The 13720-nt window shown below is 52.5% G+C and carries 10 protein-coding genes; 3 read left to right on the top strand and 7 right to left on the bottom strand.

All coding sequences use genetic code 11. The features are described from left to right. Positions 1-227 precede the first annotated feature (227 nt). Positions 228-1631, top strand: coding sequence for a hypothetical protein (locus B9Y58_RS04570; RefSeq protein ID WP_073054600.1), 1404 nt, complete (start codon positions 228-230; stop codon positions 1629-1631). A 109-nt stretch (positions 1632-1740) separates the two neighbouring features. On the opposite strand, the gene putP is transcribed toward B9Y58_RS04570, so the two are convergent. Beyond that, on the bottom strand, positions 1741-3282 hold the full coding sequence (gene putP / locus B9Y58_RS04565; RefSeq protein WP_073054597.1) for a sodium/proline symporter PutP: 1542 nt from the start codon (positions 3280-3282) through the stop codon (positions 1741-1743). Positions 3283-3336: 54 nt separating this feature from the next. Here putP and tsaA point away from each other — a divergent pair, with 54 nt between their 5' ends. Continuing rightward, positions 3337-4107, top strand: a complete 771-nt coding sequence (gene tsaA / locus B9Y58_RS04560) for a tRNA (N6-threonylcarbamoyladenosine(37)-N6)-methyltransferase TrmO (protein ID WP_233247839.1) — start codon at positions 3337-3339, stop codon at positions 4105-4107. On the opposite strand, the gene B9Y58_RS04555 is transcribed toward tsaA, so the two are convergent. Then, positions 4085-5314: a sialate O-acetylesterase gene (locus tag B9Y58_RS04555; RefSeq protein WP_073054593.1), complete on the bottom strand. Its 1230-nt coding sequence runs from the start codon at positions 5312-5314 to the stop codon at positions 4085-4087. The genes tsaA and B9Y58_RS04555 overlap by 23 nt on opposite strands. 143 nt (positions 5315-5457) lie before the next feature. Here B9Y58_RS04555 and B9Y58_RS04550 point away from each other — a divergent pair, with 143 nt between their 5' ends. Continuing rightward, the gene (locus tag B9Y58_RS04550) at positions 5458-6003 is read left to right on the top strand and encodes a hypothetical protein (RefSeq protein ID WP_073054591.1); all 546 of its coding nucleotides are present in this window, start codon (positions 5458-5460) and stop codon (positions 6001-6003) included. Between the two features lie 113 nt (positions 6004-6116). On the opposite strand, the gene B9Y58_RS04545 is transcribed toward B9Y58_RS04550, so the two are convergent. From B9Y58_RS04545 to sstT, 5 genes are all read right to left on the bottom strand, one after another. Continuing rightward, entirely contained in the window at positions 6117-8669 is a 2553-nt protein-coding gene (locus tag B9Y58_RS04545) for a sialidase family protein (RefSeq protein ID WP_073054786.1), read from the bottom strand. A gap of 125 nt (positions 8670-8794) precedes the next feature. Beyond that, positions 8795-9889 (bottom strand): histidine phosphatase family protein, encoded by a 1095-nt coding sequence (locus B9Y58_RS04540; protein WP_158278320.1) that lies wholly within the window; start codon positions 9887-9889, stop codon positions 8795-8797. Positions 9890-10040: 151 nt separating this feature from the next. Then, positions 10041-10820 (bottom strand): hypothetical protein, encoded by a 780-nt coding sequence (locus tag B9Y58_RS04535; RefSeq protein WP_073054587.1) that lies wholly within the window; start codon positions 10818-10820, stop codon positions 10041-10043. Positions 10821-10914: 94 nt separating this feature from the next. Further along, positions 10915-12246, bottom strand: a complete 1332-nt coding sequence (locus B9Y58_RS04530) for a sensor domain-containing diguanylate cyclase (protein ID WP_233247838.1) — start codon at positions 12244-12246, stop codon at positions 10915-10917. A 134-nt stretch (positions 12247-12380) separates the two neighbouring features. Further along, positions 12381-13622 carry a serine/threonine transporter SstT gene (sstT, locus tag B9Y58_RS04525; RefSeq protein ID WP_073054583.1) on the bottom strand — a complete coding sequence of 414 codons (1242 nt, stop codon included), beginning with the start codon at positions 13620-13622 and terminating at the stop codon, positions 12381-12383. Positions 13623-13720: the final 98 nt, after the last annotated feature.

The raw sequence follows: 13720 nt of genomic DNA, 5'->3' as shown, positions 1-13720 counted from the left end.
TTTACTAGTCTTTAAATTCCAAACTTGTAACAAAAAAGGCTCGTTCATTGAACGAGTCTTTTTTGTTTGCTTTTTTCTCTAAAATGCGCCGTAAATACGCCGTGGATTTGTTGTGGTACAGGCTAAATAGCGTATAATGCCAAAAATAGCCTGTACAGATCAAAAAAACACTTGTTGTTGAGCCAATTTCGCTGTTTTACGCGTTTTATATAAACTATATTTGTGGCATGAAAAATAAATTTTTAGCTCTTTTGATTTCGTCGGCATTCCTGTTCACGGCATGCGGCGACGATTCCTCTTCCGCTTCTGCGGACCCTTCTACCGAAGAATCCTCTTCTTCTGTTGAAGAAGGCGATGACTCTTCTTCTTCCGAAAAGGGCGACGCCAAGTCATCGTCGTCCAAGGATGGCGACAAGTCCTTGTCCAGTGAAAAATCTTCGGAGAAGTCTTCTTCTTCCGAAAAGGACGACAATTCCTCGTCTTCTGTTAAGGAAGATTCCAAGTCGTCTTCTAGCGTAAGCGAAGATAAGTCTTCTTCGAGCGAATCCCCGAAGTCCTCGTCTAGCGAAACGCCGGAATCTTCATCCACTGAAGTTTCGTCTTCTTCTGTAGTAACTCCGGAAGGGGCTCGCGCCGCGAAACTCACCGATTTACAGAAGAACTACGAACTCAAGCTGTTTGACCAGACCGTCTACCTGTCGACCGGCAGCAAGCAGGGCGTTCTGGCCCTCCGCATTCCGGACGAATTGTGGGTGGTCACCTATACGGATTTTGCAGGTGGCGTGGTGAGCTTTAAAAAAGACAAAGCCGGCTTGCAGTATAGTGAAACCGATGCCGTCAAAAAGATTATAGGAAAAATGGACGCCGGCTTCAAGATTTCGTTTGTCGTCAAAGAAGCCGACAATGCCGATGAAGACGACACAATTCTGTACTCTGTAGACGGTGGCGATTACAGCGAAGCGATTAAGGCTAGCGTCGCTGTCCAGAAGGGCAAAGTTTCCAAGACTGAGGCGATTCAGAAGAAAATCTATGAATGTGCCGATGGCGATTCTACGAGGACCTTCAAGTTCTTCGACAGTTCGTATATTTATGAAACGTCGGTCGATGGCCAAGTAGTGAACTGGAATGCCGGTCGCTATGATATCCAGCGCAGCACGCTGTTGATGATCCCGCTCTACTATGTGGGGTCTTCGCGTACGATGTTCACCTATTCCGTGGGCACCGACGATGCGATTACGGCGTACAATGGCGAAAAGTTGAATTGTACAGTTGAAGATGTCGAGTACGCTTATGAAAATGCCGAGGATTTTGTCGGCGAATGGGTGGCGACTAGAGACGATATCAATTGGACATTTACCTTGAATGCTGATGGAACCTCCAAGTTGGAAGCAGTCGAGGGTACCAAGAAAGTGGAATACAAGGCGGGTACCTGGGAAGTTTACGGCTACTATATGGTGATAGACTTCAATAAGTTATTGAATCCGGGCAGTACGACAAGCATGTATGGCCAGTTGCAGAGCGGAACGGTTGACCGTGAAACGGGCAAGATTAGCGGATTCTCGTTCGTTCATCATGATAAGGGTACGCCGCGCATTCCGACTTCGTTCGAAGCGCCGGAATACGACGAGTAAGAATACGACAAGTGACTTAGGGTGAATCCCTGGAAATAAAATGAAGGCCCGCATCTGCGGGCCTCTTTCATTTGAGATCCTTCGGCTTCGCTCAGGATGACAATTTTGATTACAGCTTCATATCGCTCAGGCGCGTGTGTTCCACAGCATCGAATTCCTCCTGAATCTCCTTACTGGGGGCCTTGGTGCAGAGGCTTACGATCACGATGGTCGCGAAGCTGAGCACGAAGCCGGGCACGAGCTCGTAAATCTGGAAGATTTCGGCGGAGAATCCGGAGAGGTAGAACTTCCACACGAAGGTGGTGATGCCGCCCACGAGCATGCCCGCGATGGCGCCCGGAAGCGTGGTACGCTTCCAGAACAGGGCGAGGAGCATAATCGGGCCGAAGGTGGCGCCGAAACCGCCCCAGGCAAAGCTCACGAGGCTCATCACGACATCCAGGAAGCTCTTGCCCTGTTTAGCGCCGTCGGCGCTGGGCGCCCCCTGCATGGCCACGATGACCGCGATAACCGTAATGAGTACGACCACGCCGCGGCTCACCCACATGACTTCCTTGTTGCTTGCATTCTTGCGGAACAGGTGCTTGTAGAGGTCGTTACTGAAGGCAGAAGCAGAAACCAGCAACTGCGAGTCGGCGGTACTCATGATAGCGGCAAGGATAGCGGCCATGAGAATGGCGGCGACAGCCGGGTGGCAGAGCGTCTGGCAGAGAACCATGAAGATGCGTTCCGGGTCGGCGACGGTAATACCGTTCGCTTCTACGTAGTAGCGTCCGAGGATGGCGATCATGATGGCGGCACCGAGGCAGATGGTGACCCAGATCATGGCGACACGGCGGGAGAACTTGATGTCTTCGGCGTTCTTGATGCTCATGAAACGCACTAGAATGTGCGGCATGCCAAAATAGCCGAGGCCCCACGCGAGGCTAGAAATCAAGGCGATAAGACCGATGGACTTGCCGGTGGTGGCGTTGGTGAACAGGCTCAACAGGTAGGGGTTCTGCGCGTTCACGGCGTCCATGGTCGCGGCAAAACCGCCCGAACCGGCCATGATAATCGAGGGAATTGCGATGACGGCGATAAGCATCATAGTCGCCTGAACAAAGTCTGTCCAGCAAACGGCGAAAAATCCGCCCATGAAGGTGTAGCTCACCACGACGACCGCACCGATGATAAGGCCCGTGGTGTAGTCCATGCCGAAGATGGTGCCGAAGAGTTTTGCGCTAGCCACAAAGCCCGAAACCGTGTAGAACAGGAAGAACGCGAGAATGAAAATCGAGGCGATGACGCGGATGATTCCCTTGTTGTCGCGGAAGCGGTTCGCAAAGAAGTCGGGGAGCGTGATGGAGTCGCCGCAGAAGTGGCTGTACTTGCGGAGCCTGCGACCCACGATTTTCCAGTTGAGGTACGTACCGATGACGAGGCCGATGCCGATCCACGCTTCGGAAAAACCGCTCACGAAGATGGCGCCCGGGAGGCCCATCAAGAGCCAGCCGCTCATGTCGGAGGCCTGTGCGGACATCGCCACGACCCACTTGTTCATGCCGCGGTTGCCCAGGTAGTAGGCATTCAGGCTGTTCGCCTTCTTGGAGAAGTAAAAGCCGATGCCAAGCATCATCAACAGGTATAAAATGAAAACGGTTAAGACCATTTGTCGTCTCCTTTATGTATGCTTTTAAAGATAGAAAATTCTATATATTGTCCTGTGCAATCGTTCGACGAGATAACTTTCAAGGTCATTGCCCGCATCAGGAGCGATTTTCCGGACAAGTTCGGGATTCCGCGGCAGAGCGGGCTCTTGAAGAATTTGCGTTCGACGATTGTCTTTGAGCCGGAATTCAAAAATGCCGACGCGTTGCGTGGGCTGGAAGGCTTTAGTCACTTGTGGCTGCTGTGGATTTTTTCGGAGAACGTGCGCGATACCTGGAAGCCGACGGTTCGCCCGCCCCGTCTTGGTGGCAATACGCGGCTGGGTGTGTTTGCGACGCGCAGCAGCTTTAGGCCGAATCCCTTGGCCATGAGCTGCGTCAAAATCGAAAAAATCAACCTGACGGGGGAGAATGCACCCTCCATTACGGTCAGCGGCGCCGACCTCATGGACGGCACGCCTATCGTAGATATCAAGCCCTACTTGCCGTACGCCGATTCCGTGCCCGAGGCCACTGGCGGCTTTGCCGAGGCCGTGCGCTTTAAAAAGCTTGAAGTCGAATTTGCCGCCGAGGCGCAAGCGGTTCTTGAATGCACGGGATTTGCGCCCGATGCCGCCGATATCCCTGAAGTATCTGGTGCCGCCGGCGTAAAATTCCCTGCAGAAAAAAAGGCAGCTCTTGTGGAGCTGCTTTCCGAAGACCCGCGGCCCGCGTACCAGAGGTCCGCCGACCGCATTTACGGCATCAGGTTCGCCGGCTTCGAAATCAAGTTTCAAGTGCAGGGCGACCACCTGACGGTCGTCGCTATTTTACCATTACAGGCTTAGTGGCCTTGAACCCCTCGCCCTGGGCACTGACTACGTAGCGCCCGGCCGGGAGTCTGTTTGCAAGCACCAGAGTGTTTGTTCCGGCGTAGTTGCCGCTCAAGTCCAGCACTTCCTTGCCGAGGCTAGAGTAAATCTTGACGGTCAGCTGCGTTGCCTTGGCAAGGCTCAACTGCACATTGCCGGCTTTGTTCACCGTAAGCGCCCCGCCCGCAAAGTGGTTTGCCTGCGCAATGCCCGTACCTGCCTCTGACGAAGAAGAAACTCCGTGATGGCTATGGCTAGAGCTGGAGGCGACTTCGCTACTGCTGGATTCAGCCGCGCTACTGCTCGATTCGGCCACGCTGCTGCTGGATTCGGCGGTTGCGGCGGGCTTGAGTTTGTCGCCCAGGACCTCGATCATCTTTTCGGCGTAGCGCTTGCCAAAATCGCGGTATTCCTGCGAGGTGAAGTGCACGTTCTGGCCGTCGCCCAAAGCCTGGTTGAATCCTTCGGAAGACACCACGTAGAAGTTCTTGGACTGCTGCGGAAGCTTTGCGATGTTGTTGTTCGCGCCCTTGCTCACGCCGCTGCGCAGCACTTCGCCCGCAAGGAACGGAATGTCGTTTTCGAGGCCCAAGTCCTTGATGATGTTGTCGTAGACCTTCTTGACCGCAGAAGGCCAATTGCCGTCACCGGCATCCGTTTCGCCCTGGTGGAAAATAATACCCTTGATAACGCCTTCTTCCTGGGCCTTCTTGGCCATTTCGATCAGGCGTCCATAGGGGTTTCCTCCATAATCGTTAATGCGCTGGGTCATCCAGCTCTGCTGACCCTGGGCGTAGCTTCTGTATTGGTCCTTGTCGAACAGCTTGATGCTGCATCCTGCAACAGCCACCACGATAACCCCCACCTTGATTTGTGAATCCGTCTTTTCGACCATCGTGCGGCCGAAATAGTCCGTGGGGCCAAGCTTTGCACCCTGGCAGTGCGCCAGCGGAGGCACGGCAGTAGACCATTTGCCCTTAGTCTTCCCGGAACAGGAGCCGTTATCGGCCGCCCAGAGAACCTGGAATCGGTCGTCGACAGACTTGTCCTGTTGCTCGATAGCACCCTGGCCTTCCATGTTGGACTGGCCAAAGGCCAAGTAAATATGGAAATTCGGGTCCGGGGCTGCGTTTACTTGAGAAAGAGCCATTACGAAGGCTGCTCCTAAAAGAATTTTTTTCATAATATACTCCAAACAACAGGGAATAATTTCCCTTAAAATAAAAATAATCCATTATTATGGAGAAAATATAATTGTAAACTTTATTATGTTGTTGATTTTTACAACAAGAATTACTTATATTCAAAGGAAAACGAGGAAATTCTATGAAAAAGATGTTATTGGTTCCGTTCGCAGCTGCTCTTTGCTCGATTGGTTTGCTTGCCGCCTGTGGCGATTCTTCTACTGACCCTAAGCCCACAAAGGCCGAAGAATGTGCTTCTGCCTTGACGACTGGAGTTCCGACTGCCGAATGTCTGGTGGGTACCTGGAACATGATCGGTCTTGCCAATGCAAACCTCAATAACGAAATTCTCCCGGGCTTCAGCTATTCCGCCGCTCCGGGCAAGATGATCTTTACTGAAGACGGCAAGTTCGAATTTGACCTGCCCACGGCAGGCATCACCAAGTTGGACCCCCTGGATTACCCGGTATATGGCGACTGGAAAATCGAGGGCAAGGTGATTAAGCTTCATTCCATGAGTACGGCTTTGCACAAGACCCGTACGGAACTCACCCCGTCTTTCACAACTGACGGTTCAGTCATCAAGATGACCTTCGGCCCAAGCAGCCTCTGGCTGATGGAAAACGAAACGGACGAAGTCAGCATCAAGGCTAACGCTACCGAAGTCTATACCATTAGCGTTCAGTAATCGGCTAGTTCCATTAGCTCAATTCGCCTAATAAAGCATTGCAAAAACCCCCGGCCGAAGCCGGGGATTTTTTGTGTGTATTTGGAAGTTAAGGAAATCTTACAAGGTAAGCTTTATCGGATTACAAGTGCCTTCTGGTTAAGTGTCTTGCCGCGGGAATCCTTGAGGAGAGCCATGTACTTGCCCACGGGGAGCTTGGCGAGGCTTACGACATTTTCGCTTTCGAGGGTAGAGCACAAGGCGATTTTTCCGTTGGCAGCGAAGATTTCGACCTTGCTGCCAGCAGGAGCGCTCACAAGGAGGTTCCGCTTTTCGAGCTGCATGAAGGTGCTGGCCGTAACGTTTACGCGGTTCAGCTTGGTAATGAATTCCGTGCCTTCGGGTGCGCCTACGATGGTGCCGCGGCCGACGGTGCTCATGTATACGACGCCGAAGGTGTTCATGTCGCCCTGTACGAAGTTGCCGTTGCCCGGGCCACCGAACTGGTGCATGTCGTCGTTCACGCGTTCAAAGGTCTTGCACTTGTCGGTGCTGCGGTAAATGCCGATTGGATCACCCGACTTTGCCGCACCCCAGATAAAGATGGTTTCGTAGTCGCTGCCTTCCTTGGCCTTGCCGATGCCCACGGCGATGGCGGTCGAGGCGCCTTCGCAGCGGTTCCAGCTCTTGCCGCCGTTTTCGGAATAGGCGAGGCCGTATTCAGTAAAGCCCTTGGGTTGCCAAACTTGCGACTGGTCCATGGGGACCCACAGGTGTCCTTCTCTCTTGGGAACGGTACGGATGAGTCCGCCGCCGTTGTAGTATTCACCAGCTTGCTCGTTCTGCAAGCGGGCTTCTGCTTCGGCAAAAGTCTTGCCGCCGTCGGTCGACTTATAAAGCGAACCCATGCCGCCCATTACGTAGAACACGTCGGGATTCACGGGGTCTGCGACAATGCGGGAATAGTTGGTCTGGGTACCGGTTTCAACGGCGGTCCAGGTGGCGCCATTGTCGGCAGAACGGTAAACGGTTGCGCCCTGGTCAGGGCGGTGTAACATGACCTTGCCGTCGGCAGAGAGCACGACCAAGCCTTTGGGGCCCTTGAGGGTGGTTTTAACGCTGTCCCAGGTGGCGCCCATATCGTCGCTACGGTACATCACGTTAAAATTCTGGGAATCGTACTGGCCATACACGGTAATCACGCCGGTACGCAATAGGCTTCCGGTGAGCGGGGCGTAACCCATGCTTTCGGTGGTGCCGATAATCGGGGTGTGGCGCTTGGTGCTTTCATTGATGTTGGCGTAGGCGGCGCCGTCGTAGTCGCCGATGGCAGTCACGAGTGGTCCACCCGGAATGCTCACGATGTCGAGCGGAACCGTTTCTTCGATACCCTTCGACATGAACTTCCACAAGGGAACCTTGGCCGAAATGTCTTCGGTCATAAAGATGCCGTTACCGCTGGTGACCCAAGCCTGCTTATTGTTGAACGGGTTGATTTCCAAGGAACCTGCCCAGTGGATGGCGTTGCCCGGAATCCAGGCGGTGCCGTTGGCGTCAATGTTTGGAATATCGTTGTAATGCTGGCCGTGATTCCAGGTCTTGCCACCGTCAGTGGTGGAGTAAATGCGGTCGCCGTAGTTTTCTTTTTCGTCGACCGTGACGTGGCGTCCGGTGTACTTGCCTAGCGTCGAAATCACGATGTGATTCTTGTCGGTCGGGTCGATTGCCACGCCGCCGTAGGAGCTCTTGTCTTTTTCGTAGCTCTTGGTGGTGCTGCCTTGGTGTTCCACGGAATCGCTCGGAGTCAGGTCGGTCCAGGTGCCACCTGCAATATTGTACTTATAGAAACCGCCGCTTGCAATATTGTACGGGCCTGGGCCGTCGGCAAAGGTCACGTACATGTCGCCGTCTACGATTTTGGCGCGGTGGGGCATCAGGCCCGTGGGAACCCCCTTGATGGTTTCCCAGGTGGCGCCGCCGTCGTGGCTCACCTGCAGGTTGTCCTTGGTTTCAGAAGTGCCGATGTAGATTGTCGCGGTGCTGCCGTCGGCGAGCTTGCCCTGAGCCGGGTCGAACATCACGAAGCTCACGCCGTTCACTCCGTTCAGGCTAGATTCGGTGGCGCTCGAAAGAGCGACCTTGTAAAGGCTGGTCCAGGTTTTACCGTAGTCGGTACTCTTGTACACGCCCTTGGTGCGGCTGCCGCAAAGAACGATGTTGCCCTTGTTCGGGTCTACGGCCAGCTTTTCGCCGGTTTGGCGGCCCATGCCGTTGCCGTGGGCGAGCATTTCCACATAGGTCGTGTCCCAGGTGGCGCCGTAATCTTCGCTCCTTAGCACGGCGGTGCGGCCCTTGCTAAAGTAACCCGTGCCGGCCAGCACATAAATGCGCTTGGGGTCGTTCGGGTCGAGAGCGAAGGCTTCGGTACCGTAAAGGCCCTTGTCGTTTTCCGAGATGAAGTCCATCAGCGGAATCCAGGTCTTTCTTTCGAAATCAAAACGGTAAATGCCACCCACGTCGGTGCGGGCATACAGTAAATTTTCGGCCTTGGGGTGGAAAATCACGGCAGAAACGAATCCGCCGCCGTCAAAACGGACGTTGCCCCAGTTGTATTTTTCGGCATTTGCCGCGGTTGCGAGCATTCCCATGCCCAAAGCGACTGTCAAAACCTTCATTTTACCAAACATGCCATCTCCATTGCATAGTTCCGGATACAATCCGGGCTTTTTTTTTGAAAATACCTAAAAAAAAGAAAAAGCGGCTAAAAAAGCCGCTTTGCATCCATATTTATGTTTATGGTTTCTCAACAGGATTATTCAACGCCTGTCGCACCGCCCTTAATCGGCGCATAACGGAGTTCGCCCTTGTCGTTCACGATAATGGCAACGCCAGCGAGGAAGGTGAGCCAGTTACGCGGCGGCGTGGGGCTGTGGAGTTTCAAATCGATCTGCTTGTTGGTGAGGTAGACCAACAGGGGCATCAGCAACTGGTCGTGAGAGGCGATCAGCGTGTACTTGGGGAGGCTTGCCACGTCTTTGAGCACGTAGGTGTTCAACAGTTCCTTGCTGCGTTCTTCCAAGTCGTAAAACACGTCGGTGTACAGGCCTTCGTAAGCCCAGTAGGCGTACATCACGTTCACGTTCTTGAGGGTGGAGTCGGCGGCCTGGTATTCGTCGCGCTTTTCCTTGTCCTTCATGAACCAGCCGTCCGTAAGTTGGGTAACCGTGTCGGCGACAAAGTTCACGGCGGTGCCGTCTTCCAGAACTTGAGCCTGTCCACGGCCTACTGCGGCGTAAAGGGCTGTCTGATAGGTACGGACAAAGCCGGTATGAATGAACTTGAATTCGCCAGGGCCAGTGAGCTTTGCGCCCATGGCAATTGCTTCTTCGATTCCGTCATCGGTCAGGGGAGCTTCTTTGCCGGAATAGTTGCGGGAACGTTCACCGTGGCGGATCATGAACACCACTTTTTCGTTACACTGGATGTTCTTGTAAACGTCACCGATGTCGGTAAATTCGTTCTGCGGGAAATCCACGGGAGTGGGGACTTCGCCTTCGGCGCAGGCGACAACGACAGGTTCGGGCGGCGTCACCGTAGAGGTGTCCGGATTTTCGGGCTGCTGCTGGGCGCTCGTATCTTCGGGCGTCGGAAGTACCGTTACTGTAGAATCTCCTGAAATCGGGTCAACCACGGGGTTGGTAATCGGCGCGGGTTCGGTGGCCTCGGTAGAATCCTTCGGGGAAACTTGCGGCTGGTCGGGCTGCTGCGGGTTCACCTGGGTAGAATCGGTTTCGCTTGTAATCGGGGACACGGGAGTGCTGCTGGACGAGCTTGACTCAGAACATGCCGAGAAAAGGGCCATGACCGTGAACGCGGTAAGAGCTGCGGTAATGAATTTCTTTTTCATATTCATAATATACAATAATTGCAAACTTCTAGATGTAAAATTGCTTTTGCTATACACTTAACCCACACCTACCGCCATAGCCCACTGCCCATAGCCCACAGCCCACAGCCAACTGTCTACAGTCTACTGTCTACTGTCTACTGCCAACTGTCTACTTCCTACTCCTATAAGTTTTCTCCGCCTGCTCATTGCGGCGTTTGAGTTCCTTGTTCAGCGGCCAATAAATGGCTGCAAACAGGATGTATCCGCACAAGAGCACAATCCAGTGGTTCAGCCCGAGACCGATTTCAATGTAGCGCATCTCGATGAACATGAGCGGCCCTGCTATCAGGAACAGCGGCAATTGCCTGCACTGGTCGCCCAGGGAATAGCGGCTCTCGTAGCTCACGATGGAATTCATCATCGGAAAACTGGTGCAGAATCCGCCCATCAGGCGCTTAATGAGCATGAGTCCGCCTACGACGCCTGCGATGGCGGGCGCCTTGATGTAAATGGGGAGCGGAGTCTTGTAGCGCACACCCGATTTGTAGCTTTGTGTCTGGAACATGACAATGCCTACGACAAAGTCGAAGGCGCAGGCGCCCAGGAACCAGGCCTCGGTATCGGGAATGCGCGGCATGAGGAACGTGCCTAGCGCCACAAAGAAGGCGAGCCCCGCGATAATGCTCGGAACAATCGGAACCTTGACTTTGTAATGCAGAATGCGCACGATATGCACGTACAGAAAGCACATGAAACCCGAAATTGCATTAGCGGTCCCCATCGGGAGCCCGACGGCAATGTAGGCAAAACCGCAAGGGATGGGAATGGTGGCTGTCACCGCTTTCAGCTGGGGATCTTTCAAATAGGCGCTGAGTGTACCCAACGCCGTCACCATGAAAATCAGGAGCCAGTCGTAAAAGGAGAAATGTAGGTTCAATACATCAAGCACAAGCGCAAATATAGAAATATAGAATGCGGTTCGCTGCACTGCAGAACTTAGTACTATAAACACTAACTAAACTCTGCTAATTGCGTTCTGCCAACTAAGTTCTGTTTTTCTTCATTTTCTGCTTGTTCAGGTACATTGCCTGGTCCGCACGCTTGAATACGGCGTCCGTGGTTTCGCCTTCTCTGTATTCGGCCATGCCGATCGCCACCGAGTAGCGTTCCCAGGGTTCCCTTGCACTGTCGTTTTCCGTTTCGAAGAACTTTAGGTTAGCCCTTTCGATCAGTTTGTGGCGTTGTTCGTAGTCGTCGTTCTTGAGTATCACGATAAATTCGTCGCCGCCGATGCGGAATACCGGTGAATGTCTGAAGATGGTACATACGATATGGCATGCCCCGGCAATGTAAGAGTTGCCATTGGCGTGACCGTAGCTGTCGTTGATGACCTTCAGGTTGTTCAAGTCGATCATGGCGATGCCGAATTCTGTTACCAATTTTTCGGCAACATCCTTGTCTAATGTCCTCGCCGCATTATCATAGGCAATCTTGGATCCCACATGGGTCAAGGCGTCCTTGTAAGCTAGCATGGTCATGTTGGCCGCTTCTTTCTGCGCGAATTTTGCCGTTTCTTCGGCTTCCAGGATGTCTTCCACGTAGTTCCTCATGTCCTTAGACATTTGGGTTATAGCGGAGGAAAGGGATTCCACTTCGTTTTGAGTGTTGATTTCAGGAGCATCGAAGATGAGGTTCTTCGGATCTTTCTTCTTGTCGCGGCTTTTTTCGGCGAATTTGATGACGCTCTTTTCGAGAGCGATGATTGGTCCCGTCACGTTTCTGCGCAGCCAGAAGATAAGGATTGAGGCAAATAGAATGCCTGTGCCAAGGGTCAAAAGGATACTGTAGAGAACCGATTTGTGTAGCGTATTGTGGAGCGCTTCGATAGAAATGTCTGCACACAATAGACCGTAGTGGACGCCCGTAGAACTGATCAATGGCTTGCAGCCGGTATAGGCGGCGCCCCATTCGGAGGTTTCTTCGAAGAATGTAATTTTGTCTTCTGCAATCGCAGCGGAGAATTTATTCAGTTCTTCTTCAGGATAGGTGTCACTTGTTTCGAGAAGTTCCATATCCTGTTCACCTCGGGCGCGTTCTGCTTCGCTTGTTGCCGAACAGATGTTCACCATCAGTTTGTCGCGGACAAAGGCGGAGTATAGGTAGAACAGGTTGAACTCGTCAACGAGATTGTTGAGCGTTTCCTGGACTTGGTGGTATTTTTCGCTCTTTTCTCCCGTAATGACACACTGATACAGATCGTCCAGGTCGATATGCTTTGTGATGTGGTTTAAAAGAGAACCCAGTTTTTCATCGTAGCGGGAATAGAGAGTCTTTGAGTAGGTATAATAAGCCTGTGCCGAAAACAGAAAACACATGAATGCGATGAATGCAGCGCATCCTATAAATAGGCTTCGGTGAATTGGCTTCTTGTTGACCGTCATAGTGCTTTCTATATAAGAAAATAACTTTTTTAGAAAAAAAGAGATTTAGTTCACCATAATTTCGGTCTTTAGCGGAATCGTCGCGGCAAATGTTTGCCTTCGGCGACCCATTCGCTGTATTCGGCTGCGGCCGTATACATCACGTCGGTCGAAGAGTTGAGGGCTGTTTCTAAGCTATCCTGAATGGCTCCGATAATGAATCCTACTGCGACCACCTGCATGGCGACATCGTTCGAAATACCGAGGAAGGAGCAGGCCATGGGAATCAGGAACAGTGAACCGCCTGCAATACCGCTTGCACCGCAGGCGCCGATGGTGGCTATGACGCAAAGGGTAAGCGCTGTCGGAAAATCTACCGAAATGCCGAGCGTGTGGGCGGCGGCAAGAGTCATCACGGCAATCGTAATGGCAGCGCCGTTCATGTTGATGGTTGCACCCAGCGGAATCGAGACGGAATAGAATTCGCGGTCGAGCTTGAGCTTTTCGCAGGCGTCCATGTTCACGGGAATGTTTGCGGCAGAGCTTCTGGTAAAGAGTGCCGTAATAGCGCTTTGCTTGAGACAATAAATGACCAGCGGGTAAGGATCCTGCTTGATAGCGAAACTTACTACCAGCGGGGCGATAATGAATGTGGTGAATATCATGGCGCCTGCAAGGACTGCCACGAGCATGCCGTAGGTCTTGAAAATGCCGATGCCGTTAGTGGCGATGGACGAATGGATCAGACCCAAGATACCGAAGGGGGCGAAGTTGATCAGCCAGTGGACAATCGCCGTAATGGACTTGGTAATGTCTTGCAGGAGTTCCTTGGTGGAATCGCTGGCGTGCAGCTTGATGGCGATACCGAATATGATTGCCCATACGAGAATGCCGATGTAGTTCGCTTCGGTTATGGCTTCGAAGGGATTCGAAACGGCGCGGATAAGCAAGTTGTTCAAGATTTCGCCGATGCCCTTGGGCAGTATGGCGGTGGTGGTTGCACTCTGGGCCAGCTGCAGGTTCTGCGGGAACAGGAAACTTGCTGCCACGGCGATGACCGATGCAAGAATGGTGCTTGCCATGTAAAAGGCGAATACTTTTCCGAACCGTCGGTCAAGCGAAGTCTTGCCTGTAGAAAGGGAGTTCACGATCAAGACAAACACCAGGATGGGGGCGATGCCTTTCATGGCACCGACGAATAGGACGCCTAGTTCGCCGATCCAACGTTGTCCGGGGAGAAATATGCCAAGGAGTGTGCCGAGTACGATGGCAATTGCAATACGGTAGTTCAGTTTTATGCCGTTGTATTTATCAAGAATCTTTTTGAACATTTCATATTCCTTTGATTCAAACAGATAAACTAACCCTATGGTACAAATATAAAGAAAAAAAACGGATTTGTGATAAAATTAACAGAAAAAAACCGTGT

This window comes from Fibrobacter sp. UWB15 (assembly GCF_900177705.1).
Taxonomy (GTDB): Bacteria; Fibrobacterota; Fibrobacteria; order Fibrobacterales; family Fibrobacteraceae; genus Fibrobacter.
The sequence above is the reverse complement of the archived record's forward strand: the minus strand, read 5'-3'. Positions and strand labels throughout refer to the sequence as shown.